This is a genomic window from Thermobispora bispora DSM 43833 (assembly GCF_000092645.1).
Taxonomy (GTDB): domain Bacteria; phylum Actinomycetota; class Actinomycetes; order Streptosporangiales; family Streptosporangiaceae; genus Thermobispora; species Thermobispora bispora.
Genome location: NC_014165.1, coordinates 2,185,973 through 2,211,672, shown reverse-complemented (window position 1 = coordinate 2,211,672; position 25,700 = coordinate 2,185,973). Strand labels below are relative to the sequence as shown.

The window sequence follows — 25,700 nt, the reverse complement described above, 5'->3', positions numbered from 1 at the left end:
AGGGCTTTCCCCGCGGGTACCTCCCGGTCGGGGAGGCGGTCACCGTGCCGGGGTGCAGTGGAGACATGCGGAACGGCATCACGCGGCGCTCCCTGCTGACCGCACTCGCCGCCGGGGCGGGAGGCCTGCTCCTTCCCGATGCGGTGGTCGCGGCCCGCCCGGTCTCCCGGGCGCTCCGGCGGGACCCGTTCACCCTGGGGATCGCCTCCGGCGACCCCACCGGCACCGGCGTGGTGCTGTGGACGCGGCTCGCCCCCGACCCGACCGCGCCCGACGGGCTCGGCGGCATGCCCGCGCACGACGTCGAGGTCGGCTGGCAGCTCGCGGCGGACGAGCGGTTCTCCAAGGTGGTCGCCTCCGGCACCGCCGTCGCCCGGCGGGAGACGGCCCACAGCGTCCACGTGGAGGTGGACGGGCTGGAGCCGGGGCGGGAGTACTTCTACCGGTTCCGCGCCGGCGGGCACATCTCCCCGGCCGGCCGTACCCGGACGGCCCCGGCCGGGGTGTCGCCGCTCACGTTCGCCATGGCCTCCTGCGCGCACTGGGAGCACGGCTACTACACCGCCTACCGCCGGATCGCCGAGCTCGAGCCGGACCTCGTGGTGCACCTGGGCGACTACATCTACGAGTACCGGCCGCTGGGCTACCGGGCACCGGGCGGGGCGGTGCGCGAGCACGTGGGCGGCAAGTGCCGGACGCTCGCCGATTACCGGATCCGGCACGCCCAGTACAAGACCGACCCGGACCTGCAGGCGGCCCACCTGGCGGCGCCGTGGCTGGTCGCCTTCGACGACCACGAGGTGGAGAACAACTGGGCCGGGCCGGAGTCCAGCCTCGGCACCCCGGACTTCCTCGCGCGGCGGGCCCGCGCCTTCCGCGCCTACTACGAGCACATGCCGCTGCGCCGCTCGCGGCAGCGCGGCACGTCGATCCGGATCCACCGGCGGGTCCACTGGGGAGAGCTGGCCTCCTTCCACCTGCTCGACACCCGCCGCTTCCGGGACGACCAGGCGTGCGGCGACGGGGAGCGCGCCGGGTGCCACGACCGGCTGGACCCCGGGCGCACCATCCTCGGCGCGGACCAGCGCCGCTGGCTGCTCGACGGCCTGGCGCGCTCGCGCGCCCGGTGGAACTTCATCGCCCAGCAGGTGCTGATGGCGCAGCGGGACGCGATGACCGGCCCGGGCACCCGGTTCAACATGGACGGCTGGGACGGCTACGCGGCGGAGCGGGCCCGGCTGCTGCACCGGATCAAGGAGGTGGGCGTGGCCAACCCGGTCGTGCTCACCGGGGACGCGCACATGCACCACGCCGCCGAGCTGCGGCCCGACTTCGCCGACCCGGACTCCCCGCGGGTGGCGGTCGAGCTCGTCACCTCCTCCGTCTCCAGCGACGGCGACGGCTACCACGACGACGCGCGGGTCGCGGCCCTGCTCCGGGAGAACCCCCACATCGCCTACCTCGACGAGCGCCGGGGCTTCGTCGTGTGCCGGGTCACCGCGGAGGAGATGACCGTGGACTTCCGCACCCTCGGCTACGTGAGCCGGCGCGGCGCGCCGGCGCGGACCACGGCCCGCTTCACCGTGCGCTCCGGGCACCCTCAGCTCATCGCGTAGCCGAACAGGTCGCCCGGCCGGCCGGTGGCGGCGGCCCGGGCGCGCCCGGGAGCGATACCGGCCTTCCGCGGCCGGGTCTCGATCACGGTGACCCGGCTCTCGCCCGGGGCGCCCACGAGGATGCTCCGTCCCACGGCGAGCACCGAGGAGCCGAATCCGCCCGTCCGGCCGCCGGTGATCAGCGCGTCGTGGCGGCCGCTCAGCCCGAAGCCGGTCCCGGCGATCACCTGGACCGCGCCCGCGCCCGGCACGCCCACGATCAGCTCGTCGTACCCGTCGCCGTTCAGGTCGCCCGCGGCGAGCGCGGCCCCGAACCGGTCGGAGTGGCGCGGCGTGCCGGTGAGGGTGCGCCGGGACCACGCCTCTCCCGAGGTGAGCCCGCGGGCGGAGCCGTACAGCACGTCGACCACGCCGTCGCCGTACTCCATCGCCCGCCGCCCGGCGGACAGGTCCTCCCCGGGGACGCCGATCGCCAGATCGTCCCGGCCGTCCCCGTTGAAGTCGCCCGCGGCCAGCGCGGAGCCGAAGGCGTCCCACGCCTCCGCCACGCCCGGGATCCCGACGCCGTCCTGGGTGTGCACGGTCGCGCGCCGCCGCACCGGGTCGATCACGGTCACCGTCCCGGAGCCGGGCCGGCGCCCCTCGCCGGGCGCGCCGATCGCCAGATCGTCCCGGCCGTCCCCGTCGAAGTCCCCGGCGGCGAGGGCCGCCCCGAACTGGCCCGTGGCCTCCCCGCGCCCACCGATCCAGCGCGCCGCCCGCCCGACCGGCACGCCCGCGGCCTGCGGCGCCCGCCCGCCGAGGCCGAAGATCCCGACCAGGCCGCCGCCGGCGGCCCCGGGCGCGCCCACGGCGAGCTCGTCGTCACCGTCCCCGTCGAAGTCGCCCGCGGCCAGGGCGGCGCCGAACCGGTCGGATCCGGGGCGCCGGCCCAGCAGGGTGACGTCGATGCGCCCGGCCGGCTCCAGGCCGTGCGGCGTGCCGTACAGCAGGTGGACGACGCCCTCACCGTCGGCTCCGGGGGTGGGCGCGCCGTGGAACTCCTCGGACGCGCCGATCGCCAGGTCATCGCAGCCGTCGCCGTTGAAGTCCCCGCGCGCCAGCGCCGACCCGAACGAGTCGTTGGTCTCGGGCTCGTCCCCGAGCCCGCCCGCGCCCTGGTGGAGCAGCCCGGCCGGCCGCAGCCCGCGCAGCAGGGTCACCGATCCGGCGCGCGGCCGCCCGTCCACCGTGGCGTACGGCGCCGCCACGGCGATGAAGGAGGGGCAGCCGTCCGCGGCGGCGGGGGAGGCGGCGGGGTCAGCCGCCGCGGGGGAGAGCAGCACGGCGGCGAGCAGGGCGGAGACCGGTTGAGCGTTCATGGCCGGATGGTCCCCCGCGCCCGCGACGGCCGGGCCACCGGCGGGTGAACACCCGGCGTCCACCGGCCGGCGGGCCGGTCACCCGGCGTCCACCGGCCGGCGGGCAGGGCCGCGCCGGCCCGGGCCACTGGTGCGGCCCCGGGCACCCGGCGTCCGTGCCCGCAACAATGTGATGAAAAGCACAATAACGGCCGAAAGACCCTAAAGATGTGGCAAGTACGTGACCTGTTACCATGTTCGCGATGAACGTGATGTGGACCTGTGACGATCGCCGCGCGGCTATGATGCGCTGTACCGCCGCGGCCGGGTGCGCCTGTCCCATGGCCTGAGCCCGTCCCCCGATCGTCGTCCCGTCCCGAAGCAGAGAGCACGTTCATGAACTCCCCCGCAGACAACCTGGTCCTGCGCAGGATCAGCCACCTTCCCTTCCCGCCCGGCACGCACTGAACGGGATTCCCGATCCATCGCGGCTGCACCGTCGTCGTCTTCGGGGAATCTCGTGATCACTGTTTCCGGCCTGCGCAAGGTCTACGGGTCCGTCGTCGCCCTCGACGGCGTGGACCTCCATGTCGGCAAAGGAGAGATCTTCGGCGTGCTCGGCCAGAGCGGCGCGGGCAAGAGCACCCTGCTGCGCTGCATCAACCTGCTCGAACAGCCCACCGCGGGCACCGTCACGGTCGACGGGCAGGAGCTGACCGCGCTGCCGGAGCGGGAGCTGCGCCGGGCCCGCATGCGCATCGGCATGATCCACCAGCACTTCGCGCTGCTGTCGTCCCGCACGGTCGCGGGGAACGTGGCCTTCCCGCTGGAGATCATGGGCGTGCCGCGGCGGGAGCGGGCGCGCCGGGTCGGTGAGCTGCTCGACCTCGTCGGCCTCGCCGACAAGGCCAAGGCGTACCCCGCGCAGCTCTCCGGCGGGCAGAAGCAGCGTGTCGGCATCGCCCGGGCGCTCGCCGGCGAGCCGGCCGTGCTCCTCTCCGACGAGGCCACGTCCGCGCTCGACCCCGGGACCACGCAGGCGATCCTCGCCCTGCTGAAGCGGCTCAACCGCGAGCTCGGGCTCACGATCCTCCTGATCACCCATGAGATGGACGTGATCAAGGCGGTCTGCGACTCCGTGGCGATCATCAGCGCGGGCCGGATCGAGGAGGCGGGCCCGATCCCCGACCTGCTGGCGACGCCCGGATCCCGGCTGGTCCGGGAGCTGTTCCCGCTGCCGGCGCCCGAGCCCGGGAGCGTGACGATCACCTTCACCGGCCGGCAGCCCGGGGGGACGCCGGTCCTCTCCGAGGCCGTGCGCCGGTTCGACGTCGACATCGACATCCTCGCCGGATCGGTGGAGACCGTCGCCGGCCGCCCGGCCGGCCGGCTCCTGGTCCGGCTCACCGGAGAGCGGGCCGATGCGGCCCTCGCCTACCTGCGCGACCTCGGACTCCTGGTGGAGGTGGCCCGATGACCTGGTCGGAGATGAGCCCGCTGCTGTGGGAGGCGACCGGGCAGACCCTGCAGATGGTGGCGTGGTCCACGCTCTTCACCGCGCTGTTCGGGCTGCCGCTCGGCGTGCTCCTGGTCGGCACGGCCCGCGGCGGGCTGTTCCCGGCGCCGCTGCTCAACCAGGCCCTCGGGCTGATCGTCAACGTCGGCCGGTCGCTCCCGTTCGTCGTGCTGATGATCGCGGTGATCCCGCTCACCCGGCTGCTCACCGGGACCACGATCGGCACCACCGCCGCCGTGGTGCCGCTCACCATCGGCGCCGTGCCGTTCTTCGCCCGGCTGGTGGAGACCTCGCTGCGCGAGGTGAGCCGGGACGTGGTGGAGGCGGCGCGGGCCATGGGCGCGAGCCGGACCACGGTCGTGGTCAAGGTGCTGCTCCCGGAGGCGCTGCCCGGCCTGGTCGCCTCGCTCACGGTGACCGTCGTCGCGCTCATCTCGTACTCGGCGATGGCCGGCGTGATCGGCGGCGGCGGGCTCGGCGATCTCGCGGTGCGGTACGGCTACCAGCGGTTCGAGACCACCCTGATGGTCGTCACGGTCGTCGTGCTCGTGGTGCTGGTCCAGCTCGTCCAGGGCCTCGGCGACACGGTCAGCCGCCGGCTCTCCCGCCGCTGATCCCGGCCCGGCGCCGGGTGGCCGGTGGGGTGTCACGTTCCACGACCGTCTGATTTATCCCTCTATTACCTATTTCGCACTGTCATCTGAAGGAGTGGTGACCACCATGCGCAAGCTGCTCGGGCTGTTGCTCGCCGCCGGGCTCTCCCTGGGCCTGACCGCGTGCGGCGGCTCGTCCTCCGAGCCGGAGACCGCCGCGGGCGACGCGACGGCCTCGGCCTCCGCCGAGCCGCTCAAGGTCGGCGTCACCCCGGTGCCGCACGGGCAGATCCTCAAGTTCGTGTCCGACACGCTCGCCCCCTCGGCCGGGCTGAAGATCGAGATCGTCGAGTTCAACGACTACGTGCAGCCGAACCTGCAGCTCCAGGACGGCCAGCTCGACGCCAACTACTTCCAGCACAGGCCGTACCTGGAGGACTTCAACGCCTCCAAGGGCACCAAGCTGACGTTCGTCGCCGACGTGCACCTGGAGCCGCTCGGGCTCTACTCCTCCAAGATCAAGAACGTGGCCGAGCTGCCCGAGGGCGCCACGATCGCGGTGCCCAACGACGCGACCAACCTCGGCCGGGCGCTGAAGCTGCTCGCCGACAACGGCGTGATCACCCTCAAGGCGGACGCCGGCATCACCGCCACCGAGCGCGACATCACGGGCAACCCGAAGAAGCTCAAGTTCCAGCCGCTCGAGGCGGCCCAGCTGCCGCGCTCCCTGCCGGACGTCGACGCCGCGGTGATCAACGGCAACTACGCCCTCGAGGCCGACCTCAACCCGGCCACCGACGCCCTGATCCTGGAGAAGGCCGAGGGCAACCCGTACGTCAACGGCCTCGTCGTGGCCGAGGGCAAGGAGAACGACCCGCGGATCACCGAGCTCGCCCGGCTGCTGACCGGCCCCGAGGTCAAGCAGTACATCGAGCAGACCTTCAAGGGCTCGGTCATCCCGGCCTTCTGACCCCCGCGCCGAACTCCCGCGCGGCCTTCGGAACGGGCGGACCGCCACGGGGCGGTCCGCCCGTCGCCGTCCGGCGCTGTGATTGCATCGAGATCGCCGGGCCCTAGCCCGATCACGACAAACCGAGTACCGTTCGGTCATGCATCCGGGAGCAATTGCAGCGGCCACGCCTGACAAGCCCGCAGTGATCATGGCCGAGTCCGGCCAGGTGATCACCTTCCGTGAGCTGAACGAAGAGTCGAACCGCCTCGCGCACCTGTTCCGCGCCGCGGGACTGCGGCCCGGCGACAACATCGCGTTCATGCTGGAGAACCATCCCCAGTTCCTGACCATCGCCTGGGCCGCCCACCGCTCGGGGCTCTACTACACCGCGATCAACTCCAAGCTCAAGACCGACGAGCTGGCGTACATCGTCAACAACTGCAACGCGCGGGTGTTCATCTCCTCGGCACGGCTCGCCGAGGTGGCCGCCTCGATCACGGAGGCCACGCCCGGCGTCGAGCTGCGGCTCATGCTCGACGGCACCGCCCCCGGTTTCACCTCCTTCGAGGAGGCCATCGCCCGCCACCCGGTCACCCCGATCGAGGACGAGTGCCAGGGCGCCGACATGCTCTACTCCTCGGGCACCACCGGGCGGCCCAAGGGCGTCAAGCCCGAGCTCACCAAGGCCCCGCTGGAGGAGCCGGGCCCGCTGATGAAGCTCATCGGCTTCCTGTTCCAGCCCACGGCCGAGAGCGTCTACCTGTCGCCCGCGCCGCTCTACCACGCGGCGCCCCTGCGCTACTGCATGACCTTCCACCGGTTCGGCGCGACCGTCGTGGTCATGGAGCGCTTCGACCCGGAGCAGGCCCTGGCGCTGATCGAGAAGTACCGGGTCACCCACTCCCAGTGGGTCCCGACCATGTTCATCAAGATGCTCAAGCTCCCCGCCGAGGTGCGCGAGCGGTACGACCTCTCCTCCCACAAGTACGCGGTCCACGCCGCCGCGCCCTGCCCGGTGGAGGTGAAGGAGCGCATGATGGAGTGGTGGGGCCCCATCCTCCACGAGTACTACGCGGGCACCGAGGGGAACGGGTTCGTCTACGCCGGCCCCCAGGAGTGGCTCAGCCACAAGGGCACCGTGGGCCGGCCGCTGCTCGGGGTCGTCCACATCCTCGACGAGGACGGCAACGAGCTGCCGCCCCGGCAGACCGGCACGATCTACTTCTCCGACGGCCCGCAGTTCGTCTACCACGACGACCCGGAGAAGACCCGCGCCGCCCAGGACCCCAAGGGGCGCGGCTGGACCACGCTCGGCGACATCGGCTACGTGGACGAGGAGGGCTACCTCTACCTCACCGACCGCCGCGCGTACATGATCATCTCCGGCGGGGTGAACATCTACCCGCAGGAGGCCGAGAACGTGCTCGCCCTGCACCCCAAGGTCGCCGACGTGGCGGTGATCGGGGTGCCGGACCCGGAGATGGGCGAGCAGGTCAAGGCCGTGGTCCAGCCCGTCTCCATGGCCGACGCCGGCCCGGAGCTGGAGGCGGAGCTGATCGAGTACTGCCGGGCGCGCCTCGCCCACTACAAGTGCCCCAAGAGCGTCGACTTCCGGGAGGAGCTCCCCAGGCACCCCACGGGCAAGCTGTACAAGCGGCTGCTCAGGGACGAGTACTGGGCGGCGGCGCGCCGCTGACGACTGCCGCGGACGGGACCGGGCCGCGCCGTTGATCGCTTAGGGTGAGCTTATCGCTGGTTTGCCATCCTGGTCGTGTCCCGGCCGGCGGCCGGGCGTACCGGCGAACCATGAGGGGGATCGCGATGAGCTCTCAGGAGAACACGTCCGCAGAGGAGGGCACCGAAGTGCTCTCCAACCACGGCTGGAGTCAGTTCGGCAAGACTCCGCCACAGCGAGGCCAGTTCGGCGGCGGACCGGGCTTCGGCGGCCAGGCTCAGGGGCCGTTCGGCACCGCCGTGCTCCCCAGCCCGCCGCCCAAGCCCAGGGGCGACTGGCGGCGGCGGGCGGGCGCGGCCGCGGTCCTGACCGCGGTGGCCCTCGGCGGTGGGGTCGCCGGCGGCCTGATCGTCGGCGCGACGCAGGGCGGGGAGACCGTGGTCACCACCCCGGTGGTCAGGACGTCGAGCGGCTCCGGCACGGCCTCCCTCGTCGACGTCGCCAAGGCGGTCATGCCGTCCGTGGTCTCGCTCAAGGTGCAGACCTTCACCGGCGGCGGCGAGGGTTCCGGGGTGATCCTCTCCGCCGACGGCCTGATCCTCACCAACAACCACGTGGTCTCCGGGGTGCGGCAGGGCGGCACGATCACGGTGAAGTTCAGCGACGGCAAGACGGCCTCGGCCGTGCTGAAGGGCACCGACCCCACCACCGACCTCGCCGTGGTCCAGGCGCAGGGGGTCTCCGGCCTCACCCCCGCCGCGCTCGGCGACAGCGACAAGCTGCAGGTCGGTGAGCCGGTCCTCGCGATCGGCAGCCCGCTGGGCCTGGAGGGCTCGGTCACCGCCGGGATCGTCAGCGCGCTCGACCGCACGCTCACCGAGAGCGGCGACGAGGACGAGTCGTTCCCGTGGGGCCGGTCGCGCCGGCAGCGGACCACGATCGGCGGGATGATCCAGACCGACGCCGCGATCAACCCGGGGAACTCCGGCGGCGCGCTCGTCAACGCCTCCGGGCAGGTGATCGGCATCAACACCGCGATCGCCACCTCCGGCGGCAGCTCCGGCAACATCGGCGTGGGCTTCGCCATCCCGATCAACACGGCGAAGCTCGTCGCCGACCAGCTCATCAAGTACGGCAAGGCCACCCACGCCTTCCTCGGCGTGAGCGTCGCCGACGCCATGGGCACCGTGTCCGGGGCCGTGATCACGGCGATCACCCCGGGCAGCCCGGCGGAGAAGGCCGGCCTGACCGAGGGCGACCTCATCACCAAGATCAACGACAAGGTGGTGGACAGCGCCGAGAAGCTGGTCGGCACGATCCGGACCTCGCGGCCGGGCGACAAGGTCACCATCACCTACATCCGGGGCGGCAAGACCTCGACCGTGACCATCACGCTGGCCGAGCAGTCGTCGAGCTGAGCGGCGCCCGCACGTCAGGCCGGCCGTCATCGGACGGGTGACGGCCGGCGGCCGTGTGCGCCCCTTGCGCAGACCGGGCCTAAGGTCCCGTCGCCTTGGTGACTTCCGGGCTCCTGCCCTGAGCCGTACGGCACTGCAGACACCTGCGGAAAAGCGGTGTGATTGCAGTGTCGGCAGGAGAGAAGGAGTCAGAAATGGCGACCACGCACCAGAGGCCTTCGGCGGCTGATCGTCCCCCGGTCGCCGGCCACCGGACGGAGCACGCGTCCGCGGCGGACTACGTCTGGGCGGCCACCCGCATCGCGCTCGGCTGGATCTTCCTGTGGGCGTTCATCGACAAGCTCTTCGGCCTCGGGTTCGCCACCCCCGCGGCCAAGGCCTGGATCAACGGCGGATCCCCCACCACCGGCTTCCTGAAGGGCACGGCCGACCGGGCGCTCGGCGGATTCTTCACCTCCCTCGCCGGCCAGGCCTGGGTCGACTGGCTCTTCATGCTCGGTCTGGCGGGCATCGGCATCGCCCTCGTCCTCGGCGCCGGGATGCGCATCGCGGCCGTCTCGGGCGCGCTGCTCATGGTGCTGATGTGGGCCGCGGAGCTGCCGCTCGCGAACAACCCGTTCATGGATGAGCACCTCATCTACGCCCTGCTGATGGCTGGGCTCGCCCTGGTGAACGCCGGCGACACCGTCGGCATCGGGAAGTGGTGGAGCCAGACGGCTCTGGTCCGGAAGTACCCGGTGCTGCGGTAGCGGTTGCGGATCGCCCGTCCTCGATCGGGAGGACGGGCGTTTCTCGTTTTCCGGCGCCCCTCCGCGGCGGCGCCGGGCCGCCGGGGAACGGAGATGTTCGCCTCGCGAAACCCGGCGTTCATCAAGGAAGGAGAGACTGGGTGGAGCGGGAAGCCGGGAGGCGCGGGATCGTGAGCCGGGCGACCATCCTCGTGGGCATCGACGGATCGGCGGCGTCGCTGGCCGCACTGCGGTGGGCCGCGGCGGAAGGGCGGCGGCGCGGCGCGCGGGTCCTCGCGGTGCACGCGTGGGAGTGGTCGGGCGGGCTGCACGCCCCCTACGCTCCCAGCGCGGGCCGGGCATCCCGCGAGGAGGAGCGCAAGGCCGCGCTCATGCTCGCCAGGCGCGTGGTGGCCGAGCTGGGCGCGGACCACGTGGAGCCCCTGGTGCTCGAGGGCCCGCCGGCCCAGGTGCTCATCCGGGCGAGCGCCGGCGCGGACCTGCTCGTCCTCGGCGCCCGGCACTGCCGGAGCGGGCCGTACCCGTCGATCGACCCCGTGATCGCCGCCTGCCTGCAGGGGGCGCACTGCCCGGTCGTGATCCCGCCCGCCCGGGGAGCCGGCGACCGCGCGGCCGCCGGCGCGCTCGCCCGCAGCCGGTGATCGCCCCGCCGTGCCGTACGGGACGGCGGGGTCAGCGGTCCAGGGACCTCGTCTCCGGGGGCGGGCTCGCCTCGCCGCCGGCCGCCGGCGGGTAGTGCAGGTCGAACGCCGGCCGGATGGAGCGGATCTGCGGGAGCCGGGTGAAGTTGTGCCGGGGCGGCGGGCAGGAGGTGGCCCACTCCAGGGAGCCCCCGGCGCCCCACGGGTCGTCGGTGGTGACCCGCTCCCCGCGCCGGGCCGTCTTCCAGACGTTGTAGAAGAACGGCAGGTTCGACAGGCCGAGCACGAGCGCCCCCACGCTCGAGACCACGTTCAGCCCGGTGAAGCCGTCGACCGCGGAGTAGTCCGCGTACCGGCGGGGCATCCCCGAGACCCCCAGCCAGTGCTGCACCAGGAAGGTGAGCTGGAAGCCGAGGAAGACCATCCAGAAGTGGATCTGCCCCAGGCGATCGTCCAGCATCGTGCCGGTCAGCTTCGGCCACCAGAAGTAGAAGCCGGAGAACATGGCGAACACCACGGTGCCGAACAGCACGTAGTGGAAGTGGGCCACCACGAAGTAGCTGTCGTGCACGTGGAAGTCGAGCGGGGGAGAGGCGAGGATCACCCCGGTCAGCCCGCCGATCAGGAACGTGAGCAGGAACCCGATCGCGAACATCATCGGCGCTTCGAAGCTGAGGTGGCCCCGCCACATGGTGCCGATCCAGTTGAAGAACTTCACCCCGGTGGGCACGGCGATCAGGAACGTCATCAGGGCGAAGAACGGCAGGTTCACCCGGCCGGTGGCGAACATGTGGTGGGCCCACACCGCCATGGAGAGCACGGTGATCGATATCGTGGCGCCGACCATGCCGATGTACCCGAAGAGCGGCTTGCGGCTGAAGACCGGGATCACCTCGGTGATGATCCCGAAGAACGGCAGCGCCACGATGTAGACCTCGGGGTGGCCGAAGAACCAGAACAGGTGCTGCCAGATGAGCGGCCCGCCGTGCTCCGGGTCGTAGATGCGGGTGCCGAGCTTGCGATCGGCCTCGAGCGCGAGCAGCGCGGCGGCGAGCACCGGGAAGGTGAGGAGCACCAGGACCGAGGTGAGCAGCACGTTCCACGTGAAGATCGGCATCCGGAACGTGCTCATCCCGGGCGCCCGCCTGGTGATGATCGTGGTGATGAAGTTGACCGCGCCGAGGATGGTCCCCACCCCGGCGAGCACCAGCCCCATGATCCACAGGTCGCCGCCGAGCTGCGGGGTGTACTCGCGCTCGGAGAGCGGCGTGTACCCCGTCCAGCCGAAGGAGGGCGCCCCGCCCATGAAGAATCCGCTCAGCGTGATGATGCCGCCGAACAGGAAGAGCCAGTAGCTCACCATGTTGAGCCGGGGGAACGCCACATCCGGGGCGCCGATCTGCAGCGGCATGATCGCGTTCGCGAACCCGGCGAAGAGCGGGGTGGCGAACAGCAGCAGCATGATCGTGCCGTGCATGGTGAACAGCTCGTTGTACCGGAGGTTGCTGACGAACTGCAGCCCCGGCACGGTGAGCTCGGCCCTGATCACCAGCGCCATCGCGCCCCCGATCAGGAAGAACACGAAGGCGGTGATCAGGTACAGGTGACCGATCACCTTGTGATCGGTGCTCGTCAGCCAGGAGACGATCACCGTGCCTGGTCGCCGTCCCTTGGGCGTCACGGTGGTGGTCTGCCTAGTCCGCACGGCCATGGCGGCGGCTCCTCTCGCGCGGGCGCGCCCGTCGGGGCGCCACACGGCCAGGAATGTTCGGGCTGTGCGTCTGGTTATGCCCGCTGATGGCCGAACGAAAGGAGTCGCCCCATGGCGACCGTCGACGTCACGGAACAGAACTTCAACGAGATCGCGGAGAAGGGGATCGTCCTGCTCGACTTCTGGGCGGACTGGTGCGCCCCCTGCCAGGCCTTTGAGCCGATCTTCGCGCAGGCCTCAGAGCGGCACACGGACATCACCTTCGGCAGGATCGACACCGACGCGCAGCCGGTGCTCACCGCGGCCTTCCAGGTCAGCGCGGTGCCCACGCTCATGGCGATCAGGGACGGGATCCAGGTCTTCGCCCAGCCCGGCGCCCTGCCCGCGCCCGTGCTCGAGGAGCTGATCGAGCGGGTACGCGCCCTCGACATGGACGAGATCCGCGCCCAGCTCGCCCAGCAGTCGGAGGCCGGGCAGCAGGACCTGTGACCGGGGACGCCCCGGTGACCGGGTGATCAGCGCGCCCGGTACAGCTCCGCGACCCGGAACGCCAGGTCGAGGGACTGGCTGCGGTTGAGCCGCGGGTCGCAGGTGGTCTCGTAGCGGAGCGCGAGGTCCTCCTCCACGATCTCGTGGCCGCCGCCGACGCACTCGGTGACGTCGTCGCCGGTGAACTCGATGTGGATCCCGCCCGGGTGGGTGCCGAGGGCGTGGTGCACCTCGAAGAAGCCGGCGACCTCGTCGAGGATGTCGTCCAGCCGCCGGGTCTTGTGCCCGCTGGGCGCCTCGAACGTGTTGCCGTGCATCGGGTCGCACACCCACGCCACGGCCGCGCCGTTCGCGGTGACCTTCTCCACCAGCGGGGGGAGCACGTCGCGGATCTTCTTGGCGCCCATCCGGGTGATGAGGGTGAGCCGGCCCGGCTCGTTCTCCGGGTTGAGCTTCTCGATCAGCGCGAGCGCCTCTTCCGGGGTGGTGGTGGGGCCGAGCTTCACCCCGATCGGGTTGCGGATCTTGCTGGCGAACTCCACGTGCGCCCCGTCGAGCTGGCGGGTGCGCTCGCCGATCCACACCATGTGCGCGGACACGTCGTACGGCAGGCCGGTCCGCGAGTCGATCCTGGTGAGCGCCGACTCGTACTCCAGGATCAGGGCCTCGTGCGAGGAGTAGAACTCGACGGTGTGGAACTCGCTCGGATCCCCGCCGCAGGCCTTGATGAACGCGAGCGCCTGGTCGATCTCCCGCGCGAGCCGCTCGTACCGCTGCCCGGCCGGGGACTCGGCCACGAAGTCCTGGTTCCACGCGTGCACCTGGCGCAGGTCGGCGTAGCCGCCCTTGGTGAACGCGCGCGCGAGGTTGAGGGTGGCCGCCGAGCAGTGGTACGCCCGCAGCAGCCGGGCCGGGTCCGGACGCCGCGCCTCGGCGGTGAAGTCGAAGCCGTTGACCATGTCGCCCCGGTAGGCGGGCAGCTCCACGCCGTCCCGGACCTCCACCGGCTTCGACCGCGGCTTGGCGAACTGACCGGCCATCCGGCCGATCTTCACCACCGGGACCCGTCCCGCGTAGGTGAGCACGATCGCCATCTGCAGCAGCGTCTTGAGCTTGTTCCGCACGTTGTCGGCGGTGGCGCCGGAGAACGTCTCGGCGCAGTCGCCGCCCTGGAGCACGAACGCCTCGCCCCTGGTGACCGCGGCCAGGCGCTCCTTGAGCTGGTCGCACTCGCCGGCGAACACGAGCGGCGGCATGGTGGCCAGCTCACGGACGACCCGGTCAAGTTCCGCACGGTCCGGCCAGTCGGGCTGCTGAGCGGCGGGCAGATGGCGCCACGTGTCGAGATCGATGGTGCTCACGGGTCCATAGCGTATTGCACCGCGTTCCATGCGCACTGCGACGCGTCCACGTATTGAGATCATTTCTCGGTACGGCCGGACGCCCTTGGCGCGGCCGGGAGCCGTACGTGCTCGGGCAGCACGCCGAAGCCCAGGAAGCGGGGCACGAACCGGCCGAGGAACGGCAGCCGGCCGAGGACGAGGGCGGGCGGCCGGGCGCCGAGCGTGGGGCGGATCATGAAATCTTGCACGGCCCGTTGCACGGTCTGGGTGATCACGGTCGGGACCATGCGGCGGTGCTCCACCTTGGCGAGCAGCGCCTCCGGCGCCGCGCCGCGGAGCAGGGCGGGACCGACGATGTTCGCGGTGGCCACCGCGTCCTGCACAGCGAGGTTGATCCCGACGCCGAACACGGGGGACATGGCGTGCGCCGCGTCCCCGATCAGCAGCAGCCCGGGCAGGTGCCAGCGGCGGACCCGGTTGACCGTGACGCGGAGGTACCCGGTCTGGTCGAAGCCCCGCAGCTCGCCGACCCGGTCGGCGAGGAAGGGCAGGAGCCGGGCGACGTGGGCGCGCAGCGCCGCGATCCCCTGGGCCCGCAGCTCGTCGACGCCGTTCTTCGGTACGGCGAAGCCGATCTGCCAGTGGGTCTCGCGCTTGAGCGCCACCATGAGGTGGCCGGCGGACATGCGGAGGAACGGGTGCTCGGGGTCGCCGGGCGCCCGGGAGAGCCGGAACCACACGACGTCCATCGGCGCGCCGAACTCCTTGGGGACGAGCCCGGCGGCCCGCCGCACCGCCGAGTGGCGCCCGTCGGCCCCCACGGTGAGCACGGCGGTGATCTCGTGCTCGGCGCCGGCGGCGTCCCGGTAGCGCACGCCGGTGATCCGCCCGTCCTCCCGGAGGAGGCCGGTGACCTCGGCGTTCATCAGCAGCCGGAAGGTGGGGTGGGCGCGCGCCTCGGACGCCAGGAGGTTGAGGAAGTCCCACTGCGGGACGAACGCGATGTAGGGGTACCTGCCCGGGAGCCGGCTCAGGTCGGCGACGACGATCCGCTCCTCGTCGGTCTGCACCTCCATGCGCCGGGCCTTGAAGTGGGGCAGGCGGTGGAAGGCCTCGGCGAGCCCGATCTCGTCGAGCACCTCCAGGGTGGACGGGTGGATCGTGTCCCCCCGGAAGTCCCGCAGGAAGTCGGCGTGCTTCTCGAGGACGGTCACCTCCACCCCGGCCCGCGCCAGCAGCAGCCCGAGCACCATCCCGGCGGGCCCCCGCCCGCGATCACGCACGTCGTCCGCATGGGTCCTCACCAGCCTTCCTGGGCGCGGAACGGCGCTCCGCCGCGCGGGACGGGCGGCCGTGCCTCCCGGGCGTGGAGCGTCCCGGCGGTCGCCGGACCATACCTCTGATTTCCGGGCGCTCCGGCGGCCCCGCCGGTGAAGACCGGGCGGCGGGATGACCCGCGGCACGGCGCCCCCTCCCGCGGGTGCGCTCCAGAAGGCGTACCCGGCGAGCCGCCGCGCTCCCGGGCGCGAGCGGGCCCCGCGCGGGATGGTGCGGGGCCCGCCCGGTCCAGACGCGGTGCCCGGTCTCGGGCTTCCGGACACCGCGCTCCGCCGTACGGCCCGGCGGTCATTCCGGTACGGCGCCGCACGCGAACGCGGCGGCCCGGGCCGGTGGAACGGCGGAGATCACGCCCCGGGGCTCAGCCCTCCAGGGCGCTGATCGTCCACGCGGCCCGGTGGGTCGCTCCGGGCTCGAGGACGATCACGCCGGTGCCCGAGTTGAAGGCGCCCGGCGGGCAGGTCATCGGCTCCACGGCGAGCCCGCGGTGGCCGAGCCCGGTGCCGGTGCACACCTGCACCCAGGGCATCACCGCCGGATCCCAGGAGATCTCCACGCCTCCCTCCGGGCCGCGCACGCGGACCCGGCCCTCGGTGACGCCGGTGAAGGCGTGGTCGATCACGGTGTCCCCGATCCGCCGGGGCGGGTGGAACCGGTACGGGGTGCCCGCCACGTCCACCAGCTCCGTGGGGGCGAGGGATTCGTCGGTGAGCAGCACGCGGTCCGCCGGGAGGTCGAGCTCGTACTCGCGGACGTCGGGCCCGGCGAGCAGCCAGGGGTGCCAGCCGCAGCCGTACGGCGCGGGCTCATCGCCGGTGTTCCGCGCGGTCAGCGTCGCGGTGAGGCCGGCGGGGGTGAGCTCGTACCGCACCTCGAGGTCGATCCGGAAGGGGTAGCCCTCCACCGGTTCGATCGTGTGGGTCAGCCGCAGGGCGCCGTCTCCGGCCTGCTCGGCGCGGTCCCAGATCCGGTCGGTGACGAGGCCGTGCAGCGCGTGGCCGCGCTCGGGCTCGTTGATCGGCAGCTTGTGGGTGACGCCGGCGAAGTCGTACGTGCCGCCGACCACCCGGTTCGGCCACGGGGCGAGCACCGTGCCGCTGTAGTGGGGGATCGGGCCGTCCGCCGGCCAACCGGTCACCAGGTCGCGGCCGTCGTGGCGCAGCGTGCGCAGGGCGCCGCCCCGCCGGCTGATCCGGGCCTCGTAACGGCCGGCCACGAGAGCGTCATCGGCCATGGGGAGTCCTCTCAGTGCTCGGGGCGTGCGGAACCTCAGCGCAGCTCATTGCTCTTGGCCACCTCGCGGTACCAGAGCGCGCTGTCCTTGGGGATGCGCCGCTGCGTCGGGTAATCGACGTAGACGATACCGAAGCGGTGGGCGTACCCCTCGGCCCACTCGAAGTTGTCGAGCAGGGACCACACGAAGTACCCCTCGACCCGGGCGCCCTCGCCGATCGCGCGGTGCACCGCGTGGAGGTGGTCCCGCAGGTAGGCGATCCGCAGCTCGTCGCGGACCCGGCCGTCGGGCCCGGGCGCGTCGTCGGTCGCGATGCCGTTCTCGGTGATGACCAGGGGCACCGGCCGGTACTCGCGGGTGAGCCGGACGAGGATGTCGTACATCCCCTCCGGGTAGATCTCCAGCCAGTCGGCCTGCGCGGTCCGGTGCTTGATCACGCGCTCGCCGCGGCCGTCGACGAAGATCGGCGTGTAGTACTGGACCCCGAGCAGGTCGACGGGCTCGGCGATGATCGCCAGGTCGCCGTCGAGGATGTGGTCGGGCATCGGGCTGCGCGCGGAGATCCACTCCAGGGTGTCCTCCGGGTAGCCGCCCTTGAGGATGGGGTCGAGGTAGAGCCGGTTCTCCAGCCCGTCCCGGTGCCGGACCGCCGCGGCGGCCTCGGGGCTGTCGTCGGCCGGGTAGACCGGGTGCAGGTTGAGCGCCGGGCCGATCCGCCGGCTGGGGTGCCGCTCGTGGAGCACCCGGGCGGCGAGGCCGTGGGCGAGGAGCAGGTGGTGGCAGGCGACGAAGGCCCGCGCGTCGTCCTTGATCCCGGGCGCGTGGATGCCGTACCGGTAGCCGCAGTCGACCACGGTCTTCGGCTCGTTGATCGTGACCCAGTCGGCCACGTCGAGGGCGTCGAAGACGATCTCGGCGTACTCGGCGAACCTGGCGGCGGTGTCCCGGTTCTCCCAGCCGCCCTTGTCCTGCAGCGCCTGGGGGAGGTCCCAGTGGAAGAGGGTGGGCAGCGGCCGGATACCGCGCTCGGCGAGCCCGTCGACCAGCCTCTTGTAGAAGTCGAGGCCCTTCTGGTTCGGCTTGCCCGAGCCGTTCGGCTGGATCCGGGGCCAGGCGATCGAGAACCGGTAACCGCTCAGGCCGAGATCCGCGATCAGGTCGAGGTCCTCGGCGTAGCGCCGGTAGTGGTCGGCGCCGGGCTCACCGGTGTCGCCGTTCCGGACGTTGCCGGGGACGGCGGCGAAGGTGTCCCACACGCTGACCCCCCGGCCGTCGGCCGTGGTGGCCCCCTCCACCTGGAACGCGGAGGTCGCCGTGCCCCAGACGAAGCCCTGGGGGAACCGCTTGGTCTCCATGTCTCTCCTCTGTGCAAGGGCCGGTGGGAGCGCTCCCAAATCAGGAAGCATCATGGCAGATTTCAATGGCTCTTGGCTTGGGAGCGCTCCCCGGCCTCAGGCGGAGGCGCGGATCACCAGGTGGGTGTCGAGGATCACCACCGGCTGCTTGATTGGCTCGCCGTTGATGCGCGCGATCAGCAGGCGCACCATCTGGCGGCCCATCGCCTCGGTCGGCTGATGCACGGTGGTGAGCGGCGGGTCGCTGTGCAGCGCGATCGAGGAGTCCTCGAACCCGACCAGCGCCACGTCATCGGGCACCGACCTGCCCCGCTCCCGCAGCGCGCGCAGCGCGCCGAGCGCCATCGCGTCGGAGGCGGCGAACACCGCGTCCAGATCCGGATGACGGTCGAGCAGCTCCCGCATGGCCGCCGCGCCGCTCTCCTCGGAGAAGTCGCCGTAGGCGACCATCTCGTTCATGTCGGTGGCGAGCAGCGCGTCGCGGTACCCGGCGAGCCGGTCGACGCCCACGCCCATGTCCTGCGGGCCGGCGATGGTGGCGATCTTGGTCCTGCCCTTGGAGATCAGGTACTTGATCGCCTGCCGCGCCCCGGCCCGGTTGTCGATGTCGACATAGCTGTACGGCGTGATGCCGACCGGGCGGCCGCCGAGCACGGTCGGCACGCCCATCTCCTCCAGGCGGGCGGGCAGCGGGTCGGCCCCGTGCACCGAGGTGAGCAGGACGCCGTCGACGTGGCGGGCGGTGAGGAACGCCTCCAGCCGGTCGTGCTCCTCGCGGCTCTGCGCCATGGCGAGGATGAGCTGCAGGCCGGTCTCCGAGAGCGCGGCGCTGATCCCGCGGACCAGCCCGGCGAAGTACGGCTCGCCGAACACGCGCTGCTCGGACTCCGACACCACGAGCGCGACCGTGTCCGTCTTGTTGGTGACCAGCGTCCTCGCCGCGCGGTTGGGCACGTAGCCCAGCTCCTTGATGGCGGCGAGCACCGCCTCGCGCGCCTTGGCGCTCACCTTGGGAGAACCGTTGATCACCCGGGACACGGTGCCACGGCCTACCCCGGCGCGGGCCGCCACCTCCTCGAGCGTGGGCCTCCCGCCCGGACGGCGGTCCCCGTTCATCTGTCCTGCCCCCTCACCGCTCCTGCGCTTATTCTGCATCACGGGGCAGACCACCACGCCGGATGAGCTCGGCGTACCAGCGGGCGCTCGTCTTCATCGTCCGCCGCTGGGTCGCGTAGTCCACGTGGATCAGGCCGAACCGCTTGCCGTACCCCCAGGCCCACTCGAAGTTGTCCATCAGGGACCAGACGAAGTACCCCTTGAGCGGCACGCCGGCCTCGATCGCCCGGTGGCAGGCGCGCACGTGCGCCTCAAGGAAGTCGCGCCGCCGGGGGTCGTGCACGGTGCCGTCCTCGGCGACCTCGTCGTCGAAGGCGGCGCCGTTCTCCGCGACGTACAGCGGGAGGGGCGGGTACTCGGTGGCGAGCCGGGTGAGCACCTCGTACAGCCCGCTCTCGTCGATCTCCCAGCCCATGGCGGTCACCGGCCGCCCGCCGCTGACGAAGCCGACGTGCTCGCTGCCCACCCACGGCGACCCGGCGCCGGTCGGCGCCGCCGCGGCCGACTGGGCGCCGCCACCGCCACCGGTCACGGTGAAGCGGCTGTAGTAGTTGATCAGCAGCATGTCGATCGGCGCCGCGATCGCCTCCAGGTCGCCGTCGGCGATGTAGGAGTGCTCGGTCACCCGGCTCAGGTCCTCGAGCACGTCCTCGGGGTAGGACCCCTTGAGCAGCGCGTCGAGGAAGAACCGGTTCTGCAGGCCGTCGATGCGGCGGGCGGCGTCCAGGTCGGCCTCGCTGGAGGTGGCCGGGGAGACCGGGTAGAGGTTGACGCAGCCCCCGATCTGCGAGCGCGTGTTCTGCGCGCGCATCGCCTGGACGGCCAGGCCGTGCGCGAGGTTGAGGTGGTGCGCGGCCCGCACCGCGGCGGCCGGCTCGCGCCGCCCGGGGGCGTGCTCACCGGAGGCGTAGCCGAGGAACGCCGCGCACCACGGCTCGTTAACCGTGGCCCAGTACCGCACCCGGTCGCTCAGCTCGGCGTGGACCGTGGCCGCGAAGTCGGCGAAGCGCTTCGACGTGTCGCGTTCCGGCCACCCGCCCGCGTCCTCGAGCGCCTGGGGGAGATCCCAGTGGTAGAGGGTGAGCCAGGGCTCGATGCCGTGCTCGAGCAGCTCGTCGACGAGCCGCTTGTAGAAGTCCAGGCCCTTGGCGTTGTACGGGCCGGAGCCGTCGGGCTGGATCCGGGGCCAGGAGACGGAGAACCGGTAGGCCTTCAGGCCGAGCTCGGCCATGAGCCGGACGTCCTCCCGGTACCGGTTGTAATGGTCGGTCGCGACCTCGGCGTTGTCGCCACCGAGGATGCGTCCGTCCTGCCGGCAGAACACGTCCCAGATGGAGGTGCCGCGGTCGTCGGCGGAGAGCGATCCCTCGATCTGGTACGAGGAGGTGGCGGCGCCCCAGACGAACTCCGGTGGGAACCGCAGGGCCGGCGCCTCGTTCTCGGGTGTGCTGTGAGTCATCACGCTTTGACTGCACCTTCCATGAGACCGCCGATGATCTGGCGGCCGAACGCGAGGAACACGATGACGAGGGGGAGGATCGAGACGGCGGTGCCGCTGAAGATCAGCACGTAGTCCGTGCTGTACTTCGCGTTGAGCGCGTTGATCGCGACCTGGACCGTCGGGTTGTCCGGGGTCAGCACGATCAGCGGCCACATGAAGTCGTTCCAGGTGAGCATGAACGTGTTGATCCCGAGCACCGCCATGCCGGGCCGTACCGCGGGGAGGATGACGTTCCACCAGATGCGCAGGGTGGAGGCGCCGTCCACGCGGGCGGCCTCGACCAGCTCGTGCGGGACCGCCTGCTCGGTGTACTGCGTCATGAGGAAGACGCCGAAGCCGTTGAGCAGGTACGGGAAGATCACCGCCTTGAGCGAGCCGATCCACTCGAGCTCGACCATCAGGCGGTACAGCGGCACGATGCCCATCTGCTGCAGGGGGACCATCATCGTGACCAGCACCAGCAGCAGGAGGACCCGGCCGCCCTTGAACTGGAGCCGGGCGAAGGCGAAGCCGGCGAGCGTGGAGATGATGACCACGGAGATCGTCACCGAGCTGGAGACGATCAGCGAGTTGAGCAGGCCGGTGGTGTAGTGCGCGTCCGGGTGCTCGAGGACCCGCCGGATGTTCTCGCCGAGGTTGCCGCCCGGCAGGAACGGCGGGGGCACGGCGGTCGCGTCCGCGTTGCTCCGCGACGCGATGACGATCATCCAGTAGAGCGGGAACGCCGAGATGATCAGCGTGATGGCGAGCGCGAACTTGGTGAGCGGTGTGGCCTTCCAGAGAGAGGCGGCCCCGGACGACGGCCGTGCACCGCGGAACCGGGTAGCTGAGCTGGTCGACAGGGTGGTCATCGTGTGCCCCCGATCCGGCGGACGAGCAGGAAGTTGATGATCGAGCCGAGGAGGATCATCACGAAGAGCATCCACGCGGCCGCCGCGGCGTAGCCGTAGTCGAACTCACGGAAGCCCTGCTCGACGATGAACATCGAGACGGTCTGGAACTGCCGGTTGGTACCGCCGTGGACGTTGCCGTTGTAGAACGTGGTCGGCTCGGCGAAGAGGGTGAGGCCGCCGATGGTCGAGTTGAGGATCACGAAGATGATCGTCGGCCGGAGCATCGGGATGGTGATCTGCCAGAACTGGCGGCGGCGGGAGGCGCCGTCGATCGCGGCCGCCTCGTAGAGCTCCTTGGGGATGGCCTGCATCCCGGCGAGGAAGATGATCGCGTTGTAGCCGGTCCACCGCCAGTCGACCATCGTCGAGATGGCGATCCACGCGGGGACGCGCTCCGCCTTCCAGTGGATCGGGTCCACCCCGAACCAGCCGAGGATCCAGTTGATCAGGCCCCAGTCCCGGCCGTAGAGCTGGGTGAAGACCACGGCGACGGCGACCACCGAGGTCACCAGGGGGAGGAGGACCCCCATCCGGACGAAGAGCTGGCCCCGGAACCGCCTGTTCAGTGCGTTCGCGAGCATCAGGGCCAGGAGCATCTGCGGCACGGTCGCGATGACGAACATGGCGAGCGTGTTGACCACGGCGTTCCAGAACGCCGGGTCGGCCAGCAGGGCGGTGTAGTTGCCCAGCCCGGCCCACTCGACCGTGCCGGCGAGGTCGTAGTCGTAGAGCGAGTACCAGAGGGTGAAGCCGAGCGGGAAGAGCCCGAAGAGTAAGAAAAGCAGGTAGTACGGCGTGATCAGGAGGTACGGCGCCGCCTTCATGTCCAGCCAGGACGAGAAGGACCGCCTGCGCCGGCTCGGCCGCCGTGTCTCATGTCCGACCGGGGTCCGTGTGGACTGCCCGGTATCGACGTGGAGGCCCATGCGTCACCTTTCAGCGGATGAAAGCAGGCGACCGGCCCGCCGGCGAGGGATCGCCGTCACGGGCCGGTGCTCACCTGGCCGCGGGTCTCAGCTCGCGGCCTTCTTGGCGTCGTCGACGATCTTCTCCCAGGCCTGGTCGTACGGCACCGAGCCGTCGTCGATGGCCGAGATGACCGACTCGACGGCGTTCTTCACCTGCGCGTGCTTGATCCCGAGGAAGACGGGCTGCAGGGAAGAGGCCGACTTGGCGAAGATCTCGCCGATCGGGGCGTTGTTGAAGTACTCGTTCGTGGCGTTCTGGACCGCCGGGTCCTGCTGAGCCTGGATGTTGCTCGGCATGTTCCCCGCGTAGGTGAACACGCTCACCTGGGCTTCCTTGCTGGTGAGGTAGTCCACCACCTTGGCGGCCTCGGCCGGGTGCTTGGTCTGCTTCGGCACGGCGAGCCACGAGCCGCCCCAGTTGCCGCCGCCGCCGGGCACCGCGGCCACGTCCCACTTGCCCTTCAGCTCGGGGCCGGCCGCGTTGTCACCGCTCACCACGCCGAGCATCCAGGACGGGCAGCCGAGCGTGGCGAACTGCGACTTCTTCATCCCGGTGAACCACTCGTCGGTGAAGTTGCGCAGCTTCGCGGTGAGGCCCTCCTTGCTGATCCTCACGGCGAAGTCGAACGCGGTCTTCACCGCCGGGTTCTGGTCTATGATCAGGTTGTTGTTGCGGTCGAAGTAGGTGACGTTGCCGTGCTTCGCCGCCTCCTGCACCAGCACGACGTTGAAGAGCGTGTTGGTGCCGTCGACGAACTTGGTGTCCTTGATCTTCTCCTGGAACTTCTTGCCGACCTCGATGAAGTCGTCCCAGGTGGGCCAGAGCTTGCTGACCTCCTCGCGGTCGGACGGCAGCCCGGCCTTCTCGAAGAGGTCGCGGCGGTAGCACAGGCTCATGCCGCCGATGTCGGTGCCGAGGGCGAACAGCTTCCCGTCGGTGGTGATGCCGTTCTCCCACTTCCAGGCGGGGAAGTCCGACTGGCGGTTGGTCAGGCCGTACTCGCCGAGGTCGACCCACCACTCGGGGTGCGCCTTGGCGAGGCCCATGCCGCCCTCCTCGATGCCGACGACGTCACCCGCGCCGGCGCCGGACTGGAGCTGCTGGATGAGCTGCGGCCAGTAGATCTGCTCGAACTGGTCGGTCAGGTTCTCGTGCTTGATCTTGATATCGGTGTGGGTGGCGTTCCACTTCTCGATCGCTTCCTGCAACCCGAAGTTCTTGCCACCGCCGAAGGTCTGCACGGTGATGGTGACCGGACCCTTGGACGAATCGTCCGAGGACGAGCGCGAGCTGCTGTTGTCGGAGCCGCAGGCGGCGGTGACGCCCAGGGCCAGCGTCGCCGCCACCGCGACAGCGAGCCTTCTGCCGCGGCGCGACTTGTCGATCATTCCCGACCCCTCTCAGGTGGTGGTCCGAATCATCAATGGGAGGGAATCCCAGGCCGGTCCCCGAACGCGCGGCCTGTGATCGAAGGTCAGTCAGCGCTATTTGGGAGCGCTCCCACGAGAGTCCACCATGAGCGGAAGCCGCGTCAATACGGCGATACCTGATTGTTACGGCTTACTCGCCAAGCGTCGTATTCAGCGTTTTTGTGTTACAGACCGGACATTGGGAGCGCTCCCACTTGATGTGGGATGGAATGGGATTCGGACCACTGTTACCCGCGATCGGTGGGAAACGACGCACCGGAACGACCGGCGGCTCATTCCCCGATCGGCGCCCCGTCGTCGATCAGAACCGCGCGGGGCAGGGGCAGCGCGTCCGCGATCCGGCACCCGGCCCCCGAGCAGCGGCGCAGGAGCCGCAGCCGGACCGAGAGCGCGGTGAGCAGGGCCGGGTCGGCGGTGGCCGCGAGGTTGCGGAGCTGGTGCGGGTCGGCGACCAGGTCGTAGAGCTGCCGCTCGCCGGTCTCGTACTCCACGTAGCTGTACCGGCCGGCCCGGAGCACCGCGTAGGTGGGCGGGCTCTGCGGGGAGTAGTCGGCGTGGACGAACTCCACCAGCACGCTCTCCCGCCACGGCACCTTCCGCCCGTGCAGCAGCGGGACCAGGGAGCGGCCCTCCGCGTACGACGGCACCCTGGCCCCGGCGAGGTCGGCGAACGTCGGCGCGAGGTCCACGGCCGAGGCCGGCGCGTCGATCGTGGTGCCCGGGGCGATCCCCGGCCCCCGCACCACGAGCGGGACCCGGATGTCCTCCTCGAACGGGGTCGTCTTGCCCGGCCGCAGCCGGTGCTGGCCGAGGTGGAACCCGTTGTCCGAGGTGAAGAAGATGTACGTGTCGTCGAGCCGGCCCGCCCGCTCGAGCGCGGCGATCAGGGCGCCCACCATGTCGTCGATGCCGAGCATGGCGCGGAGCCGGTTCCGGTGGACGCGATCGATCCGCCGGATGTCCCGGTCGGTCAGCCGCGGCCGCTCCCGGAGCCATCGCGGCTCGGCGGACAGGTCGGCCTGGTCGAACGAGGGCGTGCGGGGCGCGATCTCCCCGGCGAAGGCGGACGCGTGCCGGGGCGCGTGGTTCGCCGGCAGGTGCGGCGCGACCGGCGCGAGGTAGAGGAAGAACGGCCCGCCACCGGAGACGAACGCGTTCGCCTTGGCGCTCAGCACGTCCTCGAGGTAGTCCTCCGGGGCCTCGCCGTACTTGCGGATCCGGCCGTTGTCGTTGAGCGCGTAGCCGTACTCCTGGTAGAGCCGGGTCACCGGCACCGCCCACTCGTCCCAGCCCGGCGGGATGTACCGGCGGTCCGCGCCCTTGGGGTACTGGTTGAGGTACTTGCCGAGCAGGCCGGTGCGGTAGCCCGCGTCGTGCAGCCAGGTGGCCACCGTGGAGTGCTCGAGCGGGCGGAAGCGCGGGAACCCGCCCGTGGGCGGCCGGTTGCTCACCACGTCGTGGCTGTGCACGTACTGGGAGCGGAGGATCGACGACCGGGAGGGGCAGCACCACGGGTTGGTCACGTAGTAGCGGGTGAACGTGGCGCCCTGCCGCACCAGCAGGTTCATGATGTTCGGCAGCCTGGGCAGGCTCGCGGCGTCGAGGTCGTCGGCCAGGATGAACACGATGTTCGGCCGCCGGTCCGCCGGCCGGTCCGCGGCCGTCGCCGGGAACCCCAGCGCGAGGCACAGGACGAGGACCGTGAGGATGCCGCATGCCCCGCGGAGCCTGCGGGACGGGGAGACGCGCTTCATGATCACCACCGGTCGGCGAGCGGGAACCTTCATATCGTGACAGGCCGATCACAGAAAGTAGCCGAGA

Annotated in this window: 21 protein-coding genes; 9 read left to right on the top strand and 12 right to left on the bottom strand. The window is 71.2% G+C overall.

Annotated elements, in window-relative coordinates; translation table 11 throughout:
- Positions 1–65: 65 nt before the first annotated feature.
- Complete coding sequence (locus TBIS_RS09465; RefSeq protein WP_041431418.1) at positions 66–1,616, top strand: alkaline phosphatase D family protein; 1,551 nt, start codon at positions 66–68, stop codon at positions 1,614–1,616.
- Here TBIS_RS09465 and TBIS_RS20070 read toward each other — a convergent pair.
- The gene (locus tag TBIS_RS20070; RefSeq protein ID WP_013132154.1) at positions 1,601–2,977 is read right to left on the bottom strand and encodes an FG-GAP repeat protein; all 1,377 of its coding nucleotides are present in this window, start codon (positions 2,975–2,977) and stop codon (positions 1,601–1,603) included. The two genes, TBIS_RS09465 and TBIS_RS20070, sit on opposite strands and share 16 nt — an antisense overlap.
- A 499-nt stretch (positions 2,978–3,476) precedes the next feature.
- On the opposite strand from TBIS_RS20070, the gene TBIS_RS09455 reads away from it, so the two are divergent.
- The 7 genes from TBIS_RS09455 to TBIS_RS09425 all read left to right on the top strand — a co-directional run bounded on the left by TBIS_RS09455 (position 3,477) and on the right by TBIS_RS09425 (position 10,500).
- Positions 3,477–4,433: a methionine ABC transporter ATP-binding protein gene (locus TBIS_RS09455; protein WP_013132153.1), complete on the top strand. Its 957-nt coding sequence runs from the start codon at positions 3,477–3,479 to the stop codon at positions 4,431–4,433.
- Complete coding sequence (locus TBIS_RS09450; RefSeq protein ID WP_013132152.1) at positions 4,430–5,086, top strand: methionine ABC transporter permease; 657 nt, start codon at positions 4,430–4,432, stop codon at positions 5,084–5,086. Before TBIS_RS09455 ends, TBIS_RS09450 begins: the two co-directional genes overlap by 4 nt.
- 106 nt (positions 5,087–5,192) lie before the next feature.
- Positions 5,193–6,035, top strand: a complete 843-nt coding sequence (locus tag TBIS_RS09445) for a MetQ/NlpA family ABC transporter substrate-binding protein (RefSeq protein WP_013132151.1) — start codon at positions 5,193–5,195, stop codon at positions 6,033–6,035.
- Between the two features lie 139 nt (positions 6,036–6,174).
- Positions 6,175–7,713, top strand: a complete 1,539-nt coding sequence (locus TBIS_RS09440) for an acyl-CoA synthetase (RefSeq protein WP_013132150.1) — start codon at positions 6,175–6,177, stop codon at positions 7,711–7,713.
- 125 nt (positions 7,714–7,838) lie between these two features.
- Complete coding sequence (locus TBIS_RS09435; RefSeq protein ID WP_013132149.1) at positions 7,839–9,110, top strand: S1C family serine protease; 1,272 nt, start codon at positions 7,839–7,841, stop codon at positions 9,108–9,110.
- Positions 9,111–9,304: 194 nt separating this feature from the next.
- Positions 9,305–9,859 carry a membrane protein gene (locus TBIS_RS09430; protein ID WP_013132148.1) on the top strand — a complete coding sequence of 185 codons (555 nt, stop codon included), beginning with the start codon at positions 9,305–9,307 and terminating at the stop codon, positions 9,857–9,859.
- A 140-nt stretch (positions 9,860–9,999) separates the two neighbouring features.
- Complete coding sequence (locus TBIS_RS09425; RefSeq protein WP_013132147.1) at positions 10,000–10,500, top strand: universal stress protein; 501 nt, start codon at positions 10,000–10,002, stop codon at positions 10,498–10,500.
- A gap of 31 nt (positions 10,501–10,531) precedes the next feature.
- Here TBIS_RS09425 and ctaD read toward each other — a convergent pair whose 3' ends face one another.
- On the bottom strand, positions 10,532–12,211 hold the full coding sequence (gene ctaD / locus TBIS_RS09420) for an aa3-type cytochrome oxidase subunit I (protein ID WP_013132146.1): 1,680 nt from the start codon (positions 12,209–12,211) through the stop codon (positions 10,532–10,534).
- A gap of 111 nt (positions 12,212–12,322) precedes the next feature.
- On the opposite strand from ctaD, the gene TBIS_RS09415 reads away from it, so the two are divergent.
- A complete protein-coding gene (locus TBIS_RS09415) occupies positions 12,323–12,700 on the top strand; it encodes a thioredoxin family protein (protein ID WP_013132145.1) in 378 nt (125 codons plus the stop codon).
- A gap of 26 nt (positions 12,701–12,726) precedes the next feature.
- Here TBIS_RS09415 and TBIS_RS09410 read toward each other — a convergent pair whose 3' ends face one another.
- The 10 genes from TBIS_RS09410 to TBIS_RS09365 all read right to left on the bottom strand — a co-directional run bounded on the left by TBIS_RS09410 (position 12,727) and on the right by TBIS_RS09365 (position 25,633).
- The gene (locus tag TBIS_RS09410; RefSeq protein WP_050760487.1) at positions 12,727–14,091 is read right to left on the bottom strand and encodes a class II 3-deoxy-7-phosphoheptulonate synthase; all 1,365 of its coding nucleotides are present in this window, start codon (positions 14,089–14,091) and stop codon (positions 12,727–12,729) included.
- A 29-nt stretch (positions 14,092–14,120) separates the two neighbouring features.
- Positions 14,121–15,347: an FAD-dependent oxidoreductase gene (locus TBIS_RS09405; RefSeq protein ID WP_242384260.1), complete on the bottom strand. Its 1,227-nt coding sequence runs from the start codon at positions 15,345–15,347 to the stop codon at positions 14,121–14,123.
- Between the two features lie 395 nt (positions 15,348–15,742).
- Positions 15,743–16,615 carry an aldose 1-epimerase family protein gene (locus TBIS_RS09400; protein WP_013132142.1) on the bottom strand — a complete coding sequence of 291 codons (873 nt, stop codon included), beginning with the start codon at positions 16,613–16,615 and terminating at the stop codon, positions 15,743–15,745.
- 35 nt (positions 16,616–16,650) lie between these two features.
- Positions 16,651–17,970 carry a GH1 family beta-glucosidase gene (locus TBIS_RS09395; protein WP_013132141.1) on the bottom strand — a complete coding sequence of 440 codons (1,320 nt, stop codon included), beginning with the start codon at positions 17,968–17,970 and terminating at the stop codon, positions 16,651–16,653.
- A gap of 96 nt (positions 17,971–18,066) precedes the next feature.
- Positions 18,067–19,086: a LacI family DNA-binding transcriptional regulator gene (locus TBIS_RS09390; RefSeq protein WP_013132140.1), complete on the bottom strand. Its 1,020-nt coding sequence runs from the start codon at positions 19,084–19,086 to the stop codon at positions 18,067–18,069.
- 28 nt (positions 19,087–19,114) lie between these two features.
- Positions 19,115–20,545, bottom strand: a complete 1,431-nt coding sequence (locus TBIS_RS09385) for a GH1 family beta-glucosidase (RefSeq protein ID WP_013132139.1) — start codon at positions 20,543–20,545, stop codon at positions 19,115–19,117.
- A complete protein-coding gene (locus TBIS_RS09380; RefSeq protein ID WP_013132138.1) occupies positions 20,545–21,438 on the bottom strand; it encodes a carbohydrate ABC transporter permease in 894 nt (297 codons plus the stop codon). Before TBIS_RS09380 ends, TBIS_RS09385 begins: the two co-directional genes overlap by 1 nt.
- Positions 21,435–22,304 carry a carbohydrate ABC transporter permease gene (locus TBIS_RS09375; protein WP_242384259.1) on the bottom strand — a complete coding sequence of 290 codons (870 nt, stop codon included), beginning with the start codon at positions 22,302–22,304 and terminating at the stop codon, positions 21,435–21,437. Before TBIS_RS09375 ends, TBIS_RS09380 begins: the two co-directional genes overlap by 4 nt.
- A 189-nt stretch (positions 22,305–22,493) precedes the next feature.
- Complete coding sequence (locus tag TBIS_RS09370; RefSeq protein WP_013132136.1) at positions 22,494–23,837, bottom strand: ABC transporter substrate-binding protein; 1,344 nt, start codon at positions 23,835–23,837, stop codon at positions 22,494–22,496.
- A gap of 314 nt (positions 23,838–24,151) precedes the next feature.
- Complete coding sequence (locus TBIS_RS09365) at positions 24,152–25,633, bottom strand: sulfatase family protein (protein WP_013132135.1); 1,482 nt, start codon at positions 25,631–25,633, stop codon at positions 24,152–24,154.
- Between the last annotated feature and the right edge of the window lie 67 nt (positions 25,634–25,700).

Bases quoted from the DNA above. Each gene is read 5' to 3' on its own strand.
- TBIS_RS09465 (WP_041431418.1), top strand. From the start codon at position 66: ATGCGGAACGGCATCACGCGGCGCTCCCTGCTGACCGCACTCGCCGCC.
- TBIS_RS20070 (WP_013132154.1), bottom strand. From the start codon at position 2,977: ATGAACGCTCAACCGGTCTCCGCCCTGCTCGCCGCCGTGCTGCTCTCC.
- TBIS_RS09450 (WP_013132152.1), top strand. From the start codon at position 4,430: ATGACCTGGTCGGAGATGAGCCCGCTGCTGTGGGAGGCGACCGGGCAG.
- TBIS_RS09445 (WP_013132151.1), top strand. From the start codon at position 5,193: ATGCGCAAGCTGCTCGGGCTGTTGCTCGCCGCCGGGCTCTCCCTGGGC.
- TBIS_RS09440 (WP_013132150.1), top strand. From the start codon at position 6,175: ATGCATCCGGGAGCAATTGCAGCGGCCACGCCTGACAAGCCCGCAGTG.
- TBIS_RS09435 (WP_013132149.1), top strand. From the start codon at position 7,839: ATGAGCTCTCAGGAGAACACGTCCGCAGAGGAGGGCACCGAAGTGCTC.
- TBIS_RS09430 (WP_013132148.1), top strand. From the start codon at position 9,305: ATGGCGACCACGCACCAGAGGCCTTCGGCGGCTGATCGTCCCCCGGTC.
- ctaD (WP_013132146.1), bottom strand. From the start codon at position 12,211: ATGGCCGTGCGGACTAGGCAGACCACCACCGTGACGCCCAAGGGACGG.
- TBIS_RS09415 (WP_013132145.1), top strand. From the start codon at position 12,323: ATGGCGACCGTCGACGTCACGGAACAGAACTTCAACGAGATCGCGGAG.
- TBIS_RS09410 (WP_050760487.1), bottom strand. From the start codon at position 14,091: ATGGAACGCGGTGCAATACGCTATGGACCCGTGAGCACCATCGATCTC.
- TBIS_RS09400 (WP_013132142.1), bottom strand. From the start codon at position 16,615: ATGGCCGATGACGCTCTCGTGGCCGGCCGTTACGAGGCCCGGATCAGC.
- TBIS_RS09395 (WP_013132141.1), bottom strand. From the start codon at position 17,970: ATGGAGACCAAGCGGTTCCCCCAGGGCTTCGTCTGGGGCACGGCGACC.
- TBIS_RS09390 (WP_013132140.1), bottom strand. From the start codon at position 19,086: ATGAACGGGGACCGCCGTCCGGGCGGGAGGCCCACGCTCGAGGAGGTG.
- TBIS_RS09385 (WP_013132139.1), bottom strand. From the start codon at position 20,545: ATGACTCACAGCACACCCGAGAACGAGGCGCCGGCCCTGCGGTTCCCA.
- TBIS_RS09380 (WP_013132138.1), bottom strand. From the start codon at position 21,438: ATGACCACCCTGTCGACCAGCTCAGCTACCCGGTTCCGCGGTGCACGG.
- TBIS_RS09375 (WP_242384259.1), bottom strand. From the start codon at position 22,304: ATGAAGGCGGCGCCGTACCTCCTGATCACGCCGTACTACCTGCTTTTC.
- TBIS_RS09370 (WP_013132136.1), bottom strand. From the start codon at position 23,837: ATGATCGACAAGTCGCGCCGCGGCAGAAGGCTCGCTGTCGCGGTGGCG.
- TBIS_RS09365 (WP_013132135.1), bottom strand. From the start codon at position 25,633: ATGAAGCGCGTCTCCCCGTCCCGCAGGCTCCGCGGGGCATGCGGCATC.